This window comes from Aquitalea sp. USM4, assembly GCF_004328945.1.
Lineage (GTDB): Bacteria > Pseudomonadota > Gammaproteobacteria > Burkholderiales > Chromobacteriaceae > Aquitalea > Aquitalea pelogenes.
The window spans coordinates 600,451-620,417 of record NZ_CP029539.1 but is presented as its reverse complement, the minus strand read 5'-3'; the positions used below and the strand labels follow the sequence as shown (position 1 = coordinate 620,417).

The 19,967-nt window shown below is 60.9% G+C and carries 20 protein-coding genes; 12 read left to right on the top strand and 8 right to left on the bottom strand.

Going from position 1 to position 19,967, the window contains the following annotated elements:
• The first annotated feature begins 5 nt into the window (after positions 1–5).
• From rnhA to DKK66_RS02770, 11 genes are all read left to right on the top strand, one after another.
• Positions 6–449 carry a ribonuclease HI gene (gene rnhA, locus DKK66_RS02820; protein WP_045845665.1) on the top strand — a complete coding sequence of 148 codons (444 nt, stop codon included), beginning with the start codon at positions 6–8 and terminating at the stop codon, positions 447–449.
• 59 nt (positions 450–508) lie between these two features.
• The gene (gene dnaQ / locus DKK66_RS02815; RefSeq protein ID WP_131355364.1) at positions 509–1,231 is read left to right on the top strand and encodes a DNA polymerase III subunit epsilon; all 723 of its coding nucleotides are present in this window, start codon (positions 509–511) and stop codon (positions 1,229–1,231) included.
• The gene (ispD, locus tag DKK66_RS02810) at positions 1,228–1,911 is read left to right on the top strand and encodes a 2-C-methyl-D-erythritol 4-phosphate cytidylyltransferase (protein WP_131355363.1); all 684 of its coding nucleotides are present in this window, start codon (positions 1,228–1,230) and stop codon (positions 1,909–1,911) included. The genes dnaQ and ispD overlap by 4 nt, the downstream gene beginning before the upstream one ends.
• Positions 1,912–1,916: 5 nt before the next feature.
• On the top strand, positions 1,917–2,396 hold the full coding sequence (ispF, locus tag DKK66_RS02805) for a 2-C-methyl-D-erythritol 2,4-cyclodiphosphate synthase (protein ID WP_131355361.1): 480 nt from the start codon (positions 1,917–1,919) through the stop codon (positions 2,394–2,396).
• 84 nt (positions 2,397–2,480) lie between these two features.
• Positions 2,481–3,140: a ribose-5-phosphate isomerase RpiA gene (rpiA, locus tag DKK66_RS02800; RefSeq protein WP_131355358.1), complete on the top strand. Its 660-nt coding sequence runs from the start codon at positions 2,481–2,483 to the stop codon at positions 3,138–3,140.
• A gap of 123 nt (positions 3,141–3,263) precedes the next feature.
• Positions 3,264–3,968 carry a phosphate signaling complex protein PhoU gene (gene phoU / locus DKK66_RS02795; RefSeq protein WP_062786160.1) on the top strand — a complete coding sequence of 235 codons (705 nt, stop codon included), beginning with the start codon at positions 3,264–3,266 and terminating at the stop codon, positions 3,966–3,968.
• Between the two features lie 173 nt (positions 3,969–4,141).
• Positions 4,142–5,608, top strand: a complete 1,467-nt coding sequence (gene ppx, locus DKK66_RS02790) for an exopolyphosphatase (protein ID WP_045845746.1) — start codon at positions 4,142–4,144, stop codon at positions 5,606–5,608.
• Between the two features lie 3 nt (positions 5,609–5,611).
• Entirely contained in the window at positions 5,612–6,679 is a 1,068-nt protein-coding gene (corA, locus tag DKK66_RS02785; protein WP_131355355.1) for a magnesium/cobalt transporter CorA, read from the top strand.
• 123 nt (positions 6,680–6,802) lie between these two features.
• Positions 6,803–9,151: a heavy metal translocating P-type ATPase gene (locus tag DKK66_RS02780; protein WP_131355353.1), complete on the top strand. Its 2,349-nt coding sequence runs from the start codon at positions 6,803–6,805 to the stop codon at positions 9,149–9,151.
• 16 nt (positions 9,152–9,167) lie between these two features.
• On the top strand, positions 9,168–9,383 hold the full coding sequence (locus DKK66_RS02775) for a heavy-metal-associated domain-containing protein (RefSeq protein ID WP_045845673.1): 216 nt from the start codon (positions 9,168–9,170) through the stop codon (positions 9,381–9,383).
• Positions 9,384–9,499: 116 nt separating this feature from the next.
• The gene (locus tag DKK66_RS02770) at positions 9,500–10,264 is read left to right on the top strand and encodes an ABC transporter substrate-binding protein (protein WP_131355350.1); all 765 of its coding nucleotides are present in this window, start codon (positions 9,500–9,502) and stop codon (positions 10,262–10,264) included.
• Positions 10,265–10,277: 13 nt separating this feature from the next.
• On the opposite strand, the gene DKK66_RS02765 is transcribed toward DKK66_RS02770, so the two are convergent.
• From DKK66_RS02765 to lgt, 8 genes are all read right to left on the bottom strand, one after another.
• Entirely contained in the window at positions 10,278–11,045 is a 768-nt protein-coding gene (locus DKK66_RS02765; RefSeq protein WP_131355346.1) for a 3',5'-cyclic-nucleotide phosphodiesterase, read from the bottom strand.
• 194 nt (positions 11,046–11,239) lie between these two features.
• Positions 11,240–11,914, bottom strand: coding sequence for an amino acid ABC transporter permease (locus DKK66_RS02760; RefSeq protein WP_131355343.1), 675 nt, complete (start codon positions 11,912–11,914; stop codon positions 11,240–11,242).
• The gene (locus tag DKK66_RS02755; RefSeq protein ID WP_207389843.1) at positions 11,911–12,648 is read right to left on the bottom strand and encodes an amino acid ABC transporter permease; all 738 of its coding nucleotides are present in this window, start codon (positions 12,646–12,648) and stop codon (positions 11,911–11,913) included. Before DKK66_RS02755 ends, DKK66_RS02760 begins: the two co-directional genes overlap by 4 nt.
• A 90-nt stretch (positions 12,649–12,738) precedes the next feature.
• Positions 12,739–13,545 carry an ABC transporter substrate-binding protein gene (locus DKK66_RS02750; protein WP_131355340.1) on the bottom strand — a complete coding sequence of 269 codons (807 nt, stop codon included), beginning with the start codon at positions 13,543–13,545 and terminating at the stop codon, positions 12,739–12,741.
• A 166-nt stretch (positions 13,546–13,711) separates the two neighbouring features.
• A complete protein-coding gene (gene phnE / locus DKK66_RS02745; RefSeq protein WP_242673559.1) occupies positions 13,712–15,280 on the bottom strand; it encodes a phosphonate ABC transporter, permease protein PhnE in 1,569 nt (522 codons plus the stop codon).
• The gene (locus tag DKK66_RS02740; protein ID WP_131355337.1) at positions 15,274–16,071 is read right to left on the bottom strand and encodes a phosphonate ABC transporter ATP-binding protein; all 798 of its coding nucleotides are present in this window, start codon (positions 16,069–16,071) and stop codon (positions 15,274–15,276) included. The genes phnE and DKK66_RS02740 overlap by 7 nt, the downstream gene beginning before the upstream one ends.
• Positions 16,068–16,916, bottom strand: a complete 849-nt coding sequence (locus DKK66_RS02735; protein ID WP_062786139.1) for a putative selenate ABC transporter substrate-binding protein — start codon at positions 16,914–16,916, stop codon at positions 16,068–16,070. The genes DKK66_RS02740 and DKK66_RS02735 overlap by 4 nt, the downstream gene beginning before the upstream one ends.
• A 130-nt stretch (positions 16,917–17,046) precedes the next feature.
• Positions 17,047–17,898: a prolipoprotein diacylglyceryl transferase gene (lgt, locus tag DKK66_RS02730; protein WP_131355334.1), complete on the bottom strand. Its 852-nt coding sequence runs from the start codon at positions 17,896–17,898 to the stop codon at positions 17,047–17,049.
• A gap of 198 nt (positions 17,899–18,096) precedes the next feature.
• On the opposite strand from lgt, the gene ilvD reads away from it, so the two are divergent.
• On the top strand, positions 18,097–19,950 hold the full coding sequence (gene ilvD / locus DKK66_RS02725; protein WP_062786133.1) for a dihydroxy-acid dehydratase: 1,854 nt from the start codon (positions 18,097–18,099) through the stop codon (positions 19,948–19,950).
• Positions 19,951–19,967: the final 17 nt, after the last annotated feature.

Below are 19,967 nucleotides of genomic sequence, written 5' to 3'. Positions count from 1 at the left end.
AGAACATGACAAGCGAAGATTGTGTCGAGATTTACACCGATGGTGCCTGCAAGGGTAATCCTGGCCCTGGCGGATGGGGAGCCTTGTTGCGCTTCAAGGGCAAGGAGAAGGAGCTGTTTGGCGGCGAGCATGGCACCACCAACAACCGCATGGAGCTGCTGGCCGTCATCCGTGGCCTTGCCGCTCTGAACCGGCCCTGCCATGTAGTGGTCTACACCGACTCGCAATATGTGCAAAAGGGCATTTCCGAGTGGATTCACGGCTGGAAGGCGCGTGGCTGGAAGACCGCCGCCAAGGAGCCGGTCAAGAACGCCGACCTGTGGCAAATGCTGGATGCCGAGCGCAATCGCCATCTGCATGTCGACTGGCGCTGGGTAAAAGGCCATGCCGGTCACGAGTTCAACGAACGGGCCGACCAGCTGGCCAACCGGGGCGTTGAGTCCCTGTAAACACATTGTCCTCTTATTGAATATGGCCGGATGCACGTGTCCGGCCTGAAAGCAGCAGCATGAGACAGATAATTCTCGATACCGAAACCACCGGCCTCGACCCGGATCAAGGCCACCGCATCATTGAGTTTGCCGGTCTGGAAATGATCAACCGCAAGCTCACCGGCCAGCATCTGCACCTGTACATTCATCCCGAGCGCGATATCGACCCGGATGCCGAGCGGGTGCATGGCATCTCGCTGGCCTCGCTGGAAGGCAAACCGCGCTTTGCCCAGGTGGCCGAGCAACTGGCCGACTTCATGCGCGGTGCCGAGCTGATCATCCACAACGCGCCGTTTGATGTGAAGTTCCTCAATGCCGAGTTCGACCGCCTTGGTCTGCCGCGCATCAACAAGCTGGCCGCCCAGGTGACCGACACCCTGGCCATGGCGCGCGACCAGTTCCCCGGCAAGCGCAACAGCCTGGATGCACTGTGCGACCGCTTTGACATCGACCGTTCCAACCGTACCCTGCACGGCGCGCTGATCGACTGTGAACTGCTGTCCGAGGTGTACCTGTGGATGACCCGTGGCCAGGAAAGCCTGGTGATGGACATCGACGTGGATGCCGGCAACAGCCAGGGTGGTGACATCCAGTTCGAACGCAAACCCTTGCTGGTAAAGCGGGCCAGTGAGGAAGAGCTGGCCGCGCACGCCAGTTATCTGGGCGAACTGGACAAGGCGGTAAAAGGCAGCTGTCTGTGGCGCACACTGGAAGCACCACCCGTCGGAGATGCCACATGAGCCGCTATCTTGCACTGGTTCCGGCCGCCGGTTCCGGCAGTCGCTTTGGTGGCCCCAGTCCCAAGCAGTATTTGCAGCTGAACAATCGCCCGCTGATGTGGCACACCTTGCAGGTATTGAGCCAGGTGGCAGCCATCAGCGAAGTGGCGGTGGTGATTTCTCCGGCAGATGAATGGTTTGATGATTTTGACTGGGATCTGCCCAAACTGCGGGTATACCGCGTTGGCGGCGCCAGCCGGGCCGAAAGCGTGCGCAATGGCCTGCAAGCCATGTCGGCAGATGCGCAAGACTGGGTGCTGGTGCACGATGCCGCCCGCTGTTGCCTGTCGGTGACGGCGGTGGAGCGGCTGATTGCCACCCTGGCCGACGACCCGGTGGGCGGCATTCTGGCGCTCCCGGTGGCCGATACCGTCAAACGGGCCGATGCCGAAGAACGCATCAGCGCCACGGTGCCGCGTCAGGGCCTGTGGCTGGCGCAAACGCCGCAGATGTTCCGTGCCGGCTTGCTTGGCAGTGCCTTGCAGGCTGCCGAAGCCGCTGATGTCACTGACGAAGCCTCGGCCATCGAGCATTACGGCCACAAGCCCCGCCTGGTGGATGGCGATGCCCAGAACTTCAAGGTGACTTACCCGCGCGACCTGGCATTGGCCCGGGCGATTCTGGCTTCACGAAAGGACTGAACTCCATGTTCCGAGTCGGACAAGGTTACGATGTACACCAACTGGTGGAAGGCCGCCCGCTGATTCTGGGTGGCGTCACCATTCCGCATACACACGGCCTGCTGGGCCATTCTGATGCCGACGCGCTGTTGCACGCCATCACCGATGCGCTGCTGGGCGCTGCCGCCCTGGGCGATATCGGCCGCCATTTCCCGGATACTGACGAGCGCTTCAAAGGGGCAGACAGCCGCGTGCTGCTGCGCGAAGCAGTGGCCCGCGTGCGTGCTGCGGGCTGGCAGGTGATGAATGTGGATGCCACCCTGATTGCCCAGCGTCCGAAGCTCGCGCCCCATATCGACGCCATGTGCGCGACGATTGCCGCCGACCTGGGCATTGCCGTGAACGCGGTCAATGTGAAGGGCAAGACCAACGAAAAACTGGGCTATCTGGGCCGTGCCGAGGCGATAGAAGCCCAGGCCATCTGCCTGCTGATGCCGCAGCAATGAGCCTGCTCGCACCGACAGATGGCTGTCGTTGTGGGATAATCGGCGCCGGACATGCAATCGAACTCACCTGATGGAGCAAATACTATGCTGACCCAAGACCAACTCAAGCTGGCCGTTGCCCGTAAAGCGCTGGAATTCGTGCCGGAAGACTGCATTATCGGCGTGGGCACCGGTAGTACCGTCAATCTGTTCATCCAGGAACTGGCTACTATCAAGGGCCGGCTCAAAGGCGCTGTTTCCAGTTCTGAGGCATCCACCGCCCGTCTGAAGGCCCTGCACATTCCGGTGTTCGACCTGAACGATGTGGAAAAGCTCGAGGTGTATATCGACGGTGCCGATGAAATCAACCATCACCTGCACATGATCAAGGGTGGCGGCGCCGCCCTGACCCGTGAAAAGATCGTGGCCAGCGTCGCCGAACAGTTTGTCTGCATTGCAGATGAAACCAAGTATGTGACCAAGCTGGGTACCTTCCCGCTGCCGATCGAAGTCATCCCGATGGCACGCAGCTCGGTTGCCCGTCAGCTGGTGGCGTTGGGTGGCCACCCGGAACTGCGCCAGGGCGTGGTGACCGATAACGGCAACCTGATCCTGGATGTGCATGGCCTCACCATCAACACCCCGGTGGAGCTGGAAGAAACCATCAATCACATTGCTGGTGTGGTGACCTGCGGCCTGTTTGCCCGTCGTCGTGCCGACGTGCTGGTGCTGGGCCGTCAGGATGGCGTGGAAGTCATCCGCTAAGCCTTTATCCCTGTCAACGGGCCTGGTTGCACGGGCCCGTTCCGATTAAATGTCATCAGCCTGTCATCTGGCTGGCTTACTATTACCCTTTCCCCGAATTCCGGATTCGTTCAAGAGGCAGACATGGCAGAACACATCTCCAAGCAGTTCGACATGGAACTGGAAACCATCCGTACCCGCGTGCTGCAAATGGGTGGCCTGGTGGAACAGCAGATTCTCTCTGCCATCGATGCGCTCATGTCCGGAGATATCGCCAAGTTCGACAAGGTGATTACCGAAGATGCACTGGTCAACTCCATGGAAGTCACCATTGATGACGACTGCCAGCACATCATTGCCCGTCGCCAGCCGGCGGCCAGTGACCTGCGCATTATCATCACCGTGATCAAGACCATCACCGACCTGGAACGCATCGGCGACGAAGCCCAGAAAATTGCCCGCATGGGCAAGACCATCTATCAGTCCGAGCGCTACCAGATGCCGCGCTTCCGCGAAATCCGCAAGATGGCGGAAGTGGCATTGGGCATGCTGCGCCGCGCGCTGGATGCCTTTGCCCGGCTGGATGCCACGGCTGCGCTGGAGCTGGCCGAAGAAGACATGCGGCTGGATGACGACTTTGCTGCCGAACTGCGCCAGCTGATTACTTTCATGATGGAAGACCCGCGCACCATCAGCATGTCCATCGACACCCTGTTCATTTCCAAGGCCATCGAACGCATCGGCGACCATGCCAAGAACATCTCCGAATACGTGGTTTATCTGGTGAAGGGCAAGGACATCCGCCATACCTCGCTGGAAACCATCAAGCGGGAAACACTGGGCGGCTGATCAAGCGCAATGACGTAACGGTATAAATGGCGGTAACATCCTCGGTGTTACTGCCATTTTTTATTGAATAATCGATGACGGAGTCAGGTGCCATCCTTGCCATTGGCCCGGACTTCGCAGCAAACCCTCATGCAAAAGGCTTGCCTTTGACCTCCACCCTGCCTACTCCGGATGTGCTGGCGACTGTTGACCTGGGGTCCAACACCTTCCGCCTGCAAGTCTCCCGTGTCGTTGAAGATCAGCTTTATCCGCTGGATGCGATGAAAGAAACCGTTCGTCTGGGTGCCGGCCTGACTGCGGACAAATACCTGGACGAAGTCACGCAAGAGAAAGCGCTGGCCTGCATGGCACGCTTTGGTGAACGTCTGCGGGGTTTCAATCCCCGCCAGGTGCGCATTGTGGGCACCAATACCTTGCGCGTGGCGAAGAACTCAGCCGAATTCATCCAGCGTGCCGAAGCATTGCTGGGTTTCCCGATTGAAATCATTGCCGGGCGGGAAGAAGCGCGGCTGGTGTATATCGGTGCTGCACATTCGCTGCCTGCCACCAAGGAGAAGCGCCTGGTGGTGGATATTGGCGGCGGCTCCACCGAATTTGTCATCGGCAGCCAGTTCAAGGCCCATGTGACCGAAAGCCTGCCGCTGGGTTGTGTCAGTTACAGCCTGCGCTATTTTGCCGATGGCAAGCTCAGCCGCAGCAATTTTGCCGATGCCACGCTGGCAGCGCGTAACGAGATCCAGCGAATCACTGCCGAATATCGTCCCGAAGAATGGCAGCTGGCCGTCGGCACTTCCGGCACCGCCCGCTCCTTGCGCGATATCCTGGAAATCAATGATTGGTCTGCGTCCGACATCACGCTGGATGGCATGCTCAAGCTGCGTGCCGAGCTGATCCGGCGGGAAAACCTGAAAAACGTCAGCCTCAACGGCCTGAAGGCAGACCGGCTACCGGTATTGCCTGGTGGCCTTGCCATCATGATTGCCATTTTCGAAGAACTGGGCGTCAACAAGATGATCGTGGCGGAAGGCGCGCTGCGCGACGGTGTGTTGTACGACCTGCTGGGGCGCCAGCGCGAAAAGGACATGCGCGAGAGCACGGTGCAGCTGTTCAAGCGGCGCTATCACGTGGATGTGGCGCAAAGCGAGCGCGTGCAGGCACTGGCCGAGCGCCTGTACCGCATGGTGGCCGGCGAGGACCTGGATCAGGACATGCTCAAACGGCTGATCTGGGCGGCGCGGCTGCATGAAATCGGCCTCACCATCGCTCATACCGCCTATCACAAGCACTCGGCCTATATTCTGCAAAACGCCGACATGCCGGGTTTCTCCAAGCGTGAGCAGGCCATGCTCGCCACCATCGTACTGGGGCATCGTGGCGATATGGGCAAGATGCTGCAAGTGGTGAATGATCCGGCCTTGTGGCAAGCAGTGGTAGCCCTGCGTCTGGCTGTCCTGTTTTATCGCAGCCGCAATACCATTGTTTTACCTGCCGAGCTGGACCTGAAACCGGATGCCAAAGGGTTTGTTCTGACAGTCAGCCAGAACTGGCTGAAAGACAATCCACTGACCACCAGTGCCTTCCGTCAGGAAGTGTCGCAGTGGAAAAATGTCGGTTTTGAACTCGACATCAGTCAACGCTGAACCATGCGCCATGCTCAGGTAAAACAACGGGTGCCCACCTTGGGGGAAGCACCCGGCACGCTGCTGCCGGTGGGCGAGCAGAAAGTGGCCAGCAGCAGCATCACCTTGCTGGAATACGGCCCGCAGCAACTGCACGAAACCCGCTTCGATTCCGTGGCCGACGGTCTGTCCTATCAGCCCAGCCAGCCTGTGCTGTGGCTGAATGTGTACGGCCTGCACGACCCGGCTGTCATGCAGGCCATCGGCGATCGCTTCGGACTGCACCCGCTGGTGCAGGAAGACATTCTCAATAATCGTCAGCGTCCCAAGCTGGAGGACTACGGCGATTATCTGTTCATCGCCACCCGCGTTTTTGATTTCCCGCCACATGGTGGTCGCCTGGGCTACAACCAGATGTATCTGGTGATTGGCAAAGACTTTGTCCTGTCGTTTCAGGAAAAGCCCACCGGGGTGTTCGAGCCGGTGCGCGAACGCTTGCGTGGCGGGCGCGCGGCCTTGCGCAACAAGGGGGCGGACTACCTGGCTTACGGCCTGATTGATGCCATCATCGATGACTACTTCGGCGTGCTCAGCCAGTTTACCGAGCATGTCGAGCGCACCGATCAGTTGTTGCTGCACGGGCGCGAGCAAGGTGTGCTGCACAAGGTGCAGCGACTGAAGCACGATTGCCTGAAGCTGCGCCGTTCCATCCTGCCCTTGCGCGAAATCCTGCTGAACCTGATGCGCGGGGAACACCAGTTGATCCAGGCGGATACCCAGGTGTATCTGCGCGATGCCTACGACCACACCATGCATGTGGTGGAGTCGCTGGAAATGTCGCGGGAAATGGTGGCGGACATGCTGGACTTGTACCTTTCCACCCAGTCGCACCGGCTGAACCTGCAAATGCGGGTGCTGACCGTATTCAGCATGATCTTCATGCCGCTCACCCTGATTGCCGGCATTTACGGCATGAACTTTGAAAACATGCCGGAGTTGCACTGGCACTATGGCTATTTTGGGGTGTTGGGTTTGATGGCGGCAATTGCCATCGGGCTGATCTGGCTGTTTTCACGGCGCAACTGGATCTGAATCCGGACTTCCCGACACACACCGCAGCGGCCCAGGCCCTGCGGTTTTTTATTGCTTCACTTGCGTGAGCAGATGGTGCAAATATACCCCTTGGGGGTATATACTGCTGGCAAGGAGTCCATCATGAGCGAGATTACCGTTACCCTGCCCATCGCCGGCATGCATTGCGCCGCCTGTGCCGTGCGGCTGGAAAAAGTATTGGGCAAGCTGGAAGGCGTCAGCGCCAGCGTCAACTTTGCCAGCGAGCAGGCACAAGTGCGTTATCAGGGCGGGCAAGACCAGCTGCAGCAAATACAGGCGGCCATCAGCAAGGCCGGTTTCTCGGTGCCGCAGCAACAGCTGCAGCTGGATATCCACGGCATGACTTGCGCTGCCTGCGCGGTACGGCTGGAAAAAGTGCTGAACAAGCTGCCCGGCATGACGGCACAGGTCAATTTCGCCACCAGTACCGCCAGCATGCAGTTTCCCAGCGGTGTGCTGGCCCTGGCTGATGCACAGGAGGCTGTACGCAAGGCCGGCTTCACCGCCACGCCACAGGCAGATGCCGCAGACAGTACCAGCCCGGAACAGACAGCCGCTCAGGATGGCAAGGAGCTGGCCTGGTTTGCCGCATCCTTGCTGCTCACCCTGCCATTCCTGTTCGACATGCTGGCCATGATGTTCGGCTGGCATGGCTTGATGCTGTCACGCGGCTGGCAACTGGCGCTGGCCACTCCGGTGCAGTTCATTGTCGGCTGGCGCTTTTATCGTGGTGCCTGGCATGCCTTGCACAGTGGCGGTGCCAATATGGATGTACTGGTGGTGCTGGGTACCAGCATGGCCTGGCTGCTCTCCACCGTGGTGACCCTGTCTGGGGCATCACAACAGCATGTGTATTTTGAAGCCAGCGCCGCTGTCATCACCCTGGTATTGCTGGGCAAGCTGCTGGAAGCCCGTGCGCGTGGCAAGACTTCGGCAGCCATCGCCAGCCTGGTGCGGCTGGCACCGCGTCAGGCGCGTATCGAGCGGGATGGCCAGTTGCACGATATCGCCGTTGAACAGTTGCAAGTAGGCGATGTGGTAGTAGTGCGTCACGGTGAAAGCCTGCCGGTGGATGGTGTGGTGCTGGAAGGCGAGGCCGCCGTGGATGAAAGCATGCTGACCGGTGAGAGCATGCCTGTCAGCAAAAAGAGTGGTGACAAGGTATATGCCGCCACGCGCAACCAGCAAGGCATGCTCAAGGTACGCGCCAGCAGTGTGGGCAGTCATACCCAGCTGGCGGAAATCATCCGCCTGGTGGGGTTGGCACAGGGTTCGAAAGCACCTATCCAGCGACTGGCAGACCAGATTGCCGGCATCTTCGTGCCGGTGGTGGTGGGTATTGCCCTGCTCACCCTGCTGGGCAATGGCTGGTGGCTGGGCGACTGGAGCCAGGCCATGATCCGCGCGGTGGCCGTGCTGGTGATTGCCTGCCCCTGTGCGCTGGGGCTGGCGACACCGACGGCCATCATGATGGGGGTGGGCAAGGGCGCAGCCCGCGGCGTGTTGTTTCGTAATGCAACGGCCCTGGAAACCGCAGGCCGCATCGATACCTTGCTGGTGGACAAGACTGGCACCCTGACCCGCGGCAAGCCGGAACTCACCACCATCTGGGCTGCTGATGGTGATGAAAACCGCGTCTTGCAACTGTCGGCCAGTGTGGAGAGCGGGTCGGAACATCCACTCGCGCACGCCATCCTGCAACAGGCGGCACAGCGTGGCCTGGGCTTACTGTCCTTGACGAATTTTCAGGCCGAGGTTGGCCAGGGAGTGATGGCCAGCATCGAAGGACATGGCCACCTGCGGGTGGGGCGGCCGGACTGGGCCTGCAATACTGCCTTGCCTGCAGGCTGGCCGCAGGCCGGCCAAAGCATGATTGCCGTGGCAAACGATGACGGCTTGCTGGGCTTGCTGGCCATTGCCGATACCCTGCGCCCGGAAGCCGCACCAGCGGTGAAAGCCTTGCAGCAAAAAGGGGTGCAGGTCATCATGCTGACCGGCGACAACCCCTCAACGGCAGCAGCCATTGCCGCGCAGGCCGGTATTGCCGATTACCGCGCGGGTTTGCGGCCGCAAGACAAGGCCACGGTGGTGCGCGAGCTGCAGCAGCAGGGCCGCAAGGTGGCCATGCTGGGCGATGGTGTCAACGATGCCCCGGCGCTGGCGGCGGCTGATGTCAGCTTTGCCATGGGTGCGGGTTCGGATGTGGCCATCGAAACTGCCGACATCACGCTGATGCAGGGCGATGTCACCCAGGTGGCGGCTGCCATCCGCTTGTCGCGCAGCACGCTGGCAAAAATCCGGCAAAACCTGTTTTTTGCCTTTTTCTACAATGTTCTGGGCATTCCGCTGGCGGCGCTGGGTTTGTTGAACCCGGTAGTGGCCGGCGCAGCCATGGCCCTGAGTTCGGTGTCGGTGGTCAGCAATTCGCTATTGCTGCGCCGCTGGAAATAAACGGAAAGGAAGCAGCATGAGTGAACTGAAACTGAAAATCGAAGGCATGACCTGCGGTGGCTGCGCCAACAGCATCAGCAAGGTGCTGTCCACCATGGCCGGAGTCAGCAGCGCGGAAGTTAGCCTGCAAGACAAGCAGGCCAGCATTGTTTACGACGCCGCGACGGTGTCGCCGGAAGAATTGGCCGCCGCGGTGGAAGATGCCGGTTTTGATGTGGTGGCCGCCGAGTAAGGGAATAAATACCCCAAGTCCGTAGAAACACTTATACTCCTGTCATTACAGATGCCGGTCCCGGGGCCGGCATCATTCATAGACACAGCAACGGCGCAAAGCCGTGACATGAAACGATGATGGGTATCTGGATCCGCAAGCTGACGGCCTTCTGCCTGCTGGCGCTGGCTGGCCATGCCGCACAAGGTGCGCCTCTGTCAGTGCTGGCAGAGGAAAACTTGCCGTTTTCCTATCGGCAAGGGGGCACGATACAGGGCTACTGCACGGCAGTGGTACGCAATGCGCTGGAGGCTGCGCATCTGCCCTACCAGATGGATATCCAGCCCTGGGCTCGCATCTATACCACCACACTGGCCAAGCCCGGCACGCTGATGTATCCGGTGGCCAGAACGGCAGAGCGGGAAGACAAGTTCCACTGGATCGGCCCGCTGGTTGCCAACCGCATTGCCCTGTTCCGCAAGAAAGGGCGTCTCGATGTGGTGGTGCACAGTCTGGATGATGCCCGGCGTTACCGTATCGGTGTGGTGAACATGGATTTCCGCGAGGAATACCTGCGGCGCAAGGGCTTTGGGGAAGCTGGCAGCCAGCCCTTGGTGGTGGTGAACTCCAGTGAGCTGCTGCTACCCATGCTGCAAGCCGGCCGCATCGACCTGATTCCCCTTGGCCTAGCCAAATGCGCGCCGCACGGGCTGGATTGCAATGCCATGGAGCCGGTTTATGTGCTGAGCGAGCTGGAGTCCGCGCTCTACATGGTATTCAGCCGCGATACCAGCGACGCGCTGGTGCAGCAGGTGCGCGAGGGCTTTGAACAAGCCCGGCGCAATGGCAGCGTGGCGCGCACCATGGCACCACTGAACCGCATTTATGGCCGTGGCGAATGACACGGCATGGCGCCTACAGTTCGATGCTGATGCTCTGATCCAGCGGATGCAGGTGCAGTAACGAAGGCAGCTCCTTGCGCACCTGTTCCAGCAGCTGTGCACGCTGCGCATGGTCGGTATGGGTCAGCCAGACATGGACATTGGGCGGCAGGATTTCCAGCATCGGAACCAGCAGGGCCGGGGACATATGGCCTGCCGCCAGGGCATTGGCGGATTTCTCGTTCAGAAAACTCAGTTCGCAAATCACGTCGGTCAGCGACGGCACATGGCTGATCCAGTGCCAGAAGGCGAGACATGGCCCGGAGTCACCGGTGAAGGCCAGCGCACGCCATGGGCCTTCCAGCAGCCAGCCCAGCGCCGGTACGCTGTGCTCGGCGGGCAGGGCGGTGGCAATGCCGTCGGGCAAGGTGACGGCATCGCCCACTTCCACCGGGTGCAGTCGCAGCCAGGGCACATTGCCCGGTGCCGCCCGTGTGTAGTCCGGCCAGTCTGTGCTGTTGAACATCTGCTGCTTCAGTGCGCTGATGGTTTCCTGCTGGGTATAGACATCCACTCCGCGGCCACCGTGGGTGATATGTGCGTCGGCCAGCAAGGGCAGACCGCAGCAATGATCCAGATGATTGTGCGTCAGCAGCACGGTATCAATCTGCAACATGGCGGCGGTATCCAGCTCGCTGATGCCGCTGCCGCAATCGAGCAGGCAGTTATCGTCCACCTTGAAACAGGTAGTACGCGCTGCCTGATCGTTGCCGGATGATGAACCCAGAACCTTGACGTGCATGTGCATCCCCTTGCGTGAAGCGCTGCATGAAGCCCTTAGCAGTGTAGCTGATGCCATGACATTGCGCCGCCGTCATGCTCCGGGTTGCGCTTGCCGTGCTATCCGCTACCTGCATTGTCGCGGGCGGATGTTGATGCAGGATTGTAGGTGGATCACTGTCGGGCGGGTGCAGGCTGAGGGTAAATCCGTGCAAATCAGCGGCTATTGCCCGCCAGTCGTCGCCCACTCCATTCCAGGCCGGAACACAGCAGCAGATAGGCAATGGCTACAATGCCGAATACCTGCAAGGGGTAAACCTGCTCGCGATTGTTGATCTGGGTGGCGACAAAAGTGAACTCCGCCACACCCACCACATAAGCCAGCGAGCTGTCCTTGAGCAGGGTGATCCACTGATTGATGAAGGACGGCAGCATGTGGCGCAGGGCCGGAGGCAGGATGACGTAGCGCAGCGTTTGCCAGCGCGTCATGCCCAGGGCCGCGCCAGCCATCCACTGGCCCTTGCCGATGGCTGCGATGCCTGCCTGAACCGACTGGCTCAGATAAGCTGCGTTGATCAGCGCCAGCGCGGCAATCACCGTCAGCACACCGGGGATGTCGATGCCGAACAGAATGGGCAGCAGGAAATAACACCAGAAAATCAGCATCAGCACCGGGATGGCACGCAGCACCTGCACCAGCAGGGTCAGGCTGCGCTTGAGGCGCGGACTGCCCATGGTGAGGGCAATGCCGCCGGCCAGCCCGCCCAGGGTGGCCAGCACGCCAGCGGCCAGGCTGATGCCGACGGTAAGCAGCAGCCCGCCCGGCTGCCCCTGTGCCAGATTGCCCCACAGCAGATAGTCCAGATTGTCTTGCAACAGGGTCAGCATCATGCGTCAGGCGCTCCGTTGGCTTGGCGGCTGCCTGCCAGCTGGGTGCCGATCACCAGCAGCAGGTATAGCAGGGTGGCGACGGCAAAGGCCTGAAAGGCCAGCAGGGTTTCGCTTTCCACCTGGCGCGAGGTATAGGACAGCTCGGCCACGCCAATGGCCATGGTCAGCGAAGTATTCTTGATCACCGCAGTGTACTGCCCCAGCAGCGGCTGGCGGATGACCCGCAAGGCTTGCGGCAGCACGATGAAACGGAAAATCTGCCATTCATTCATGCCCAGCGCCCGCGCCGCCAGCTTTTGCCCGCGTGCCACGGTATTCAGCCCGGCGGCCAGTTCGGCACTGATGAAGCTGGCCGAATACAACGTTAGTGCCAGCCAGGCGGCCAGCCATTCAAAGGACGGCCAGCCCAGGCTGAAGCCCAGCGGCAATGTCCATTTATGCGGGGTGTTCAGCCATTGCATGGCAGCATCCGGCAGCAAGTCACCGGCACCGAAATACCATAGCAACACCTGTACCAGCAGCGGCGTATTGCGATGCAGGCTGCAAAACAGTCGGGCCGGCCAGTGCAGCGCCCGCAGCGGGCTATCCTGTGCTGCGCACAGCAAGATGCCCAGCAAGGTGGCCGCCAGGCTGACACACAGTGCCAGTACGGCAGTCATGGCTGCGCCATGCAGCAGCCAGCCAAGATAATGTGGTGCCAGCCAGCCCTGTCCCAGCCAGGAAGGCGGTGTCATCGGCTTCTTCTTTCAACAAGTGGAGTTTGACAATGCAGAAAACCGGCCTGTGCGGATGAGGCGCAGGCCGGTTGAGGTAGCCATCAAGAATCAGACGGCGTCGCCGATCTTGAAATCACGCGGCAGCGGGGCCTTGGTGCTGGGGCCGAACCAGCGGTCGTAAATCTTGCGGGCCTGGCCGGATTTCTCCAGTTCCAGCAGCGTTTCGTTTACCACCTTGGTTAGGCGCGCCTCGCCCTTGGGCAGGCCGATGGCCTGGTATTCGCGGGTGAGGGTGAACGGAGCCAGCTCGTACTTGGCCTTGTCCGGGGCATTGGCCAGCAGGGCGGCCAGCTTGGAGCCATCTTGCGAAATGGCCTGCACATTGCCATTGCGCAGTGCAGTGAAGGCCAGCGGGGTGTCATCGTAGGCCACCACGGTGGTCTTGCTGTATTTCTCACGCAGGTAGATTTCCTGGGTGGTGCCCTTGTCCACGCCCACACGCAGGCCTGCCAGCTGTTCCGGCTTGCTCAGGCTGCCTTTGCGGGCAATGAACTGCTGACCGGAAGCAAAGTAGGGCAGGCTGAAGTCCACCTGCTTCTTGCGTTCTTCGGTCACGGTGAAGTTGGCGGCAACCAGGTCGGCCTTGCCAGCCACCAACAGCGGAATGCGGTTGGCCGGATTGGTGGGCACCAGTTCCAGTTTTACTTTCAGTTTGCTGGCAATGGCCTGGGCCACTTCAACATCCAGCCCGCTGATCTGGTGGGTTTTGGCATCCAGAAAACCAAACGGCGGGTTGCTGTCGAAGGCGGCCACGCGCAGTACGCCAGCTTTCTTGATATCGTCCAGACGGTCGGCCAGGGCATGGCCGGCAGTGCCCAGCAGGGTGAGCGCCAGTAGCAGGGAAGGGGTTTTCATGGCTAAGCCTCTTGTGGAGTGAGATGACAATGACAGTCAGTACCGGTAGGTGCTGCTGTGAATGGCCTCCATGCTAGGCTGGACTGTTAAGAAGGTAAAACGATTAAAAACGAATTTTTTATCATAATTTGGAATAATTAGAGTGGGGCAGGTAGCGGCCAGTTGTTCACGCCATATGCTGTCGCCAGGCCCGGCTTAGCTGCTCCACCAGCCAGGACAACAGCAGCATGGCAATGATCAGGCTGGCTGCCTTGTGCTGTTGGAACAGCGACAAGGCCAGATAAAGCTGCTGCCCCAGTCCGCCGGCACCGACGATGCCCAGCACCGTGGCGATGCGGATATTGTTTTCCCAGCGGTACAGGGTATAGGCCACCCATTGGCTGAATACTGTCGGTAGCAGGCCGTAGGCAAAGGCCAGTACTTGGCTGACACCCGACTGGCGCAGGGCGAGTTCTGGCGTGTGATCCGCATTTTCCAGCGTCTCGGCAAACAGCCGCCCCAGCACGCCAGCGGTGTGCAAGGCCAGTGCCAGCACCCCGGCGGCTGGGCCCAGCCCGACAGCCAGTACGGCTATCGACGCCCACAGCAAATCCGGCACCCCGCGCAGCAGGTTAAGCAACAGGCGGCTGGCCAGTTTGAGCAGACTGCCAAAGCGCCCGGCGGCCGGCATCGCCAGCACCGCTGCGACGACAAAAGCCAGCACCGTGCCCAGTGCCGACATGGCCAGTGTTTCCAGCGTGCCGTGTACCAGCTCGGCCAGCATGTCGCCATCCGGCGGGAAAAAGTCATGGATGAAACGCGGGATGGCGGAAAGATCGAAGCCACTGTCGCGCCAGCCCGGCAGCAGCCACAGCACGCTGGCCACTACGGCCAGCACGCCGCCGCCCAGCAGGTAAAGCCCACCACGCGCACGTTCCAGCGCATGACGTGAGCACAGGCTGATGCCTTCGCTCAGGCCCACCAGCAGCAGGAACACCAGTAACAGGGTGCTGACCTCGCCGCCATTGAGCATTTTCAGGCTGGTGTCCAGCAACTGGCCCACCCCGCCGGCACCGACAAAACCCATTACCGCCGAGGCGCGTATCGCGCATTCCCAGCGGTAGACGCTATAGCTCACCAGCTCGGGCAGGGCTTGCGGCCACAAGCCGTACAGCAGGCATTGCCAGCGGCTTGCGCCTTGCAAGTGCAGGGCAGTGGCCAGCTCGCGCGGCTGGGATTCCAGAATCTCGGCATACACCTTGCCCAGCATGCCGCCGTAGGCCAGGCCGATGGCCAGCACCGCCGGCAGGCTGCCCAAGCCCGCAGCCCGGACAAACAGCAGTGCCCAGACGATTTCCGGAATACCGCGCAGGATGACCATGACACCGCGCACTGCGGATTTGAACAGCAGCATGCTGGCAGAAGCTGCTTCAGCCGCCAGCACATGGCGCTCCAGTGCCCGTGTGGTGACAAACGCCAGTGGCGCGCCCAGCAGCATTGCCAAGGCAATACCGGCCGTGGCACTGGCCAGCGTGGTGATGGTTTCGCGTGCCACATCCAGCAGAAAACTGCCCTGGGTGGATAGCGGAAAGAAACCGGCAACAAAACCGGCCATGGTGTGCCAGCTATCCGGGTTGGCCAGCGTGGCCGGATTGAACTGGGTCAGGCTGAAGCTGGGTGCCAGCAACAGCAGGCCCAGCAGCAGGGTGAACAGCCGCGGCCAGCGTGCCGGGTCGCGCGGGTGGGGTTTCAGCATCGTAGTCCGGGGGTGAGGGTTTCCGCCGGGCGGTCAGCCACCTGCTCACGCATTCTTTCTCCGGCATACAGTGCGCTGACCACGCCGGGATGTACCTGCTCGCGTGGCATGTCGAACATGATCTGTCCATCACGCACACCGATGATGCGCGGGAAATAGGCCAGTGCCAGCTCTACCGAATGCAGGCTCACCAGCAGGCTTGCTCCACTGGCGGAGGCGGAGCTTTGCAGCAGGCGGATGGTGTCTTCGGCCAGCCTGGGGTCCAGTGCCGAAACCGGCTCGTCAGCCAGCAGCAGTCGGGGTTGTTGATACAACACGCGGGCAATGCCGACCCGCTGGCGCTGGCCGCCGGAAAGCTGGTCGCAGCGTTGCCACAGTTTGTCGGCCAGATCCACCTGTTGCAGGCAATCCTGAATGGCGGCGCCATCATCAGGCCACAACAGGCGGCGCAGCCCGGTCAGTGCGCCGGATTGCCCCAGCCGTCCGGCTGCCACCGCGTGGATCACCCTTTGCCGGGCGGGGAGCGGCGGCGACTGGTAAACCATGCCGATGCGGCTGCGCAAACGGCGCAGCCAGCGTGCCGACAAATGCCAGGGGTTGTCGCCCAGCACAGTCATGCTGCCGCTGCTTGGGCGGTAGCGGGTGGCTGCCAGCAGCAACAGCGAGGTTTTGCCCGCCCCGGAAGGGCCGATCAAGGCCGCCTGTTCGCCGCTGGCCAGCTCCAGCCGGATGTCACGCAGAATGTTGCTGCCAGCCAGTTCCAGGCTGGCGTTGTCAAACAGCAGGCTCACTTGAGCAGGCCTGCCGCTTCAGCTGCGGACTCGATGCCCTTGTAGTTATCCGCCTTGGTGGGAATGAAACGGCTGGCGCGTTGCAAGTCCAGAATGGCCTTGTCCTGCGGATTTTTCGGGTCCAGCTTGAGGAAGGCGGCGCTGATGCGTTCTTGCAGTTTCTTGTCCAGATTGCCGCGCACTGTCCAGTTGTAGTCGTAGAAGGCCGGGCTGGTGGCCAGCAGTTTCACCTTGCTGCTGTCCACTTTGCCGCTTTCCACCAGCTTGTCCCATACCGAGGCATTGAGCGCACCGGCGTCCACCTTGCCGGAAGCCACCCAGGCCACGGTGGCGTCATGCGCGCCGGAATAAGCCACATTCTTGAAGAAGGTTTCCGGTTTGATGCCTTCCTTTTGCAGGAAGTAGCGCGGCATCAGGTGGCCGGAGGTGGAAGAGGCCGAGCCGAAGGCAAAGCTCTTGCCTTTCAGGTCTTTCAGCGACTTGGCGCCCACGGCGGCATTGACGATGAATTTGGAGGTAAACCTGCTGTCCTCCTCACGCTGTACCAGCGGCACCACCTTGCCATGCAGGCTGGCCTGCACAAAGGTAAAGCCGCCCAGCCAGGCCATGTCGATCTTGTCGCTATTGAGCGCGGTCACCACGGCGGCATAGTCGGTCACCGGCACAAACTGCACCTTCATTCCCAGCTGCTTTTCCAGATACTGGCCTAGCGGGGCAAACTTGCGCTGCAACTCGGTCGGGGCTTCATCCGGAATGGCGGAGACTTTCAGTACGGCCTCTTCGGCCGAGGCCAGTGCAGAGATGGCTAGCAAGGCGGTGGCCAGCGAGAGCTTGAGGGTTTTCATGCCTGGTATTCCTTATCTGTGCGGGCAAAAGGCCGCAGGACAAATAAAAGCCAGTCGATGATTGGCTTCATGACTGGCTTTATTGATAAACCGCAGTGGCAGGCAAAAGGCTGCCAGAGCCAAGTATAGCCTAGCGCTGCTGGCGTTTGCCGAACAAGACCAGCAACACCACGCCAATGACAATCATCGGCAGGCTCAGCCACTGACCCATGCTGATGATGTAGGAGTGGCCGAAGATGCCGGCATCCGGATTGCGGAAAAACTCGCTGATGAAGCGCGCCAGACCATAACCGATCAGGAATACCGCCGACACCTGCCCGCGCGCGCGCGGCTTGCTGCTGTAAATCCACAGCACAGCGAACAGGGCGATGCCTTCCAGCAAAAATTCATACAGCTGGGAAGGGTGACGCGGCAGTGCCCCGTACTGCATCAGCATGTTCAGCAGGTCGGACGAGGTCTGACCCTCGACCAGATCATTGGCCCGCGCCTGGGGGAACAGCATGGCCCACGGCAGATCGGGGCTGGCCACGCGGCCCCACAGCTCGCCATTGATGAAGTTGCCGATACGCCCGGCGGCCAGGCCAAGCGGCACCAGCGGGGCGATGAAGTCGGTCAGCTCCCAGAAGCTGCGCTGCTGCTTGCGGGCAAACAAGGCCATGCCTACCAGCACACCCAGGAAACCGCCATGGAAGGACATGCCACCCTTCCATACCATGAAGATTTCCGCCGGATGGCTGAAGTAGTAGCCGGGCTCGTAAAACAGCACTTCACCCAGGCGTCCGCCAATCACCACGCCAAGCACGCCATACATCAGCAAGTCGTCCAGCAGCTTGGAAGTAAGGAAAGCATGGCCCTGGCGGATACGGACATTGCCCAGAAGCAGGAACAGGCCAAAGCCCAGCAGGTACATCAGGCCATACCAGTGAATGGCCAGCGGGCCCAGGTGAATGGCAACGGGGTCGAACTGCGGATGAACGATCATTTGTCAGGTGGGTGCGTTTGCGGTAAAAGAATATGGACGAAATTATACGGAATGCGTTCCGCCGCGTCCTGTCATTACCATGACAGATTGCGGCCAGCCCGATCCCGCGGCACCCCGGAGAGGGCAGACCTGCCTGCAACACAGGCGCGGTCAGTGGCAATGCGCTCTGCAAGCATCTGATCATCAAGGAAACAAGACATGCCCCAATACCGTTCCAAAACCTCCACCGCCGGTCGCAACATGGCGGGTGCCCGTGCCCTGTGGCGTGCTACCGGCATGAAAGACGAGGATTTTGGCAAGCCCATCATCGCCATTGCCAACAGCTTTACCCAGTTCGTGCCCGGCCATGTCCATCTGCACAATATGGGGCAGCTGGTTGCACGTGAAATCGAACGCGCCGGCGGTGTGGCCAAGGAATTCAACACCATCGCCATCGATGACGGCATCGCCATGGGCCACGGCGGCATGCTGTACAGCCTGCCCAGCCGCGACCTGATTGCCGACAGCGTGGAATACATGGTGAATGCCCACTGTGCCGACGCGCTGGTGTGCATCTCCAACTGCGACAAGATTACTCCCGGTATGCTGATGGCCGCGATGCGCCTGAACATTCCGGTGATTTTTGTTTCCGGTGGCCCGATGGAAGCGGGCAAGGTGCAATGGGGCAACGACATCCGCAAGCTCGACCTGGTGGACGCCATGGTGGAAGCCGCCAACAGCGCCATTTCCAATGAAGACGTGGAGCGCGTTGAGCGTTCGGCCTGTCCGACTTGCGGCTCCTGCTCCGGCATGTTCACCGCCAATTCGATGAACTGTCTGACCGAAGCCCTGGGCCTGTCGCTGCCGGGCAACGGCAGCCTGGTGGCTACCCATGCCGACCGCAAGGAACTGTTCCTGCGTGCCGGCCGCCTGATCGTTGACATTACCAAGCGTTATTACGAACAGGACGACGCCAGCGTGCTGCCGCGCGCCATCGGCACCAAGCAGGCTTTTGAAAACGCCATGAGCCTGGACGTGGCCATGGGCGGCTCCACCAATACCGTGCTGCACCTGCTGGCTGCTGCCAGCGAAGCCGGTGTCGACTTCAAGATGGCCGACATCGACCGCATCTCGCGTTCGGTTCCCTGCCTGTCCAAGGTGGCCCCGGCCACGCAGAAATACCATATGGAAGACGTGCACCGCGCCGGTGGCGTGGTGGCCATCCTGTCCGAACTGGACCGTGCCGGCCTGATCCACCGCGATGTGCCCACCATCCACAGCAAGACGCTGGCCGAGGGTCTGGAAGCCTGGGACATCATGCGCCATGGCGAAGACAGTGAAGCCCGCCGCTTCTACCGCGCGGCACCGGGCGGCGTGCCCACCACCATCGCTTTCTCGCAATCCATGCGTTATCCGAATGTGGATGACGACCGTGCCGGTGGCTGCATCCGCGACAAGGCCAATGCCTACTCGCAGGATGGTGGCCTGGCCGTGCTGTACGGCAATATCGCCGAGCGTGGCTGCATCGTGAAAACCGCTGGTGTGGATGACTCCATCCTCAAGTTCACCGGCCGTGCCCGCATCTTCGAAAGTCAGGACGACGCTGTTGCTGCCATCCTGGACGACAAGATTGTAGCTGGCGACGTGGTGGTCATCCGCTACGAAGGCCCCAAGGGCGGCCCCGGCATGCAGGAAATGCTTTACCCCACCAGCTATCTCAAGTCCAAGGGCTTGGGCAAGGCCTGCGCGCTGCTGACCGATGGCCGTTTCTCCGGTGGTACTTCCGGCCTGTCCATCGGCCACGTGTCGCCGGAAGCAGCCGAAGGCGGTGCAATTGGTCTGGTGGAAGAGGGTGACACCATCGAGATCGACATCCCCAACCGCGGTATTCGTCTGGCCATCAGCGACGAGGCACTGGCTGCCCGACGCGCCGCCATGGAAGCACGTGGCCGTGACGCCTGGAAGCCGGTGGATCGCCAGCGCCCGGTCAGCGCCGCCCTGCGTGCCTACGCGGCCATGACCACCAGTGCCGATACCGGTGCGGTGCGTGATGTGACCCAGGTGGAAAAATAAGCGGGCTGTCCGCTGAA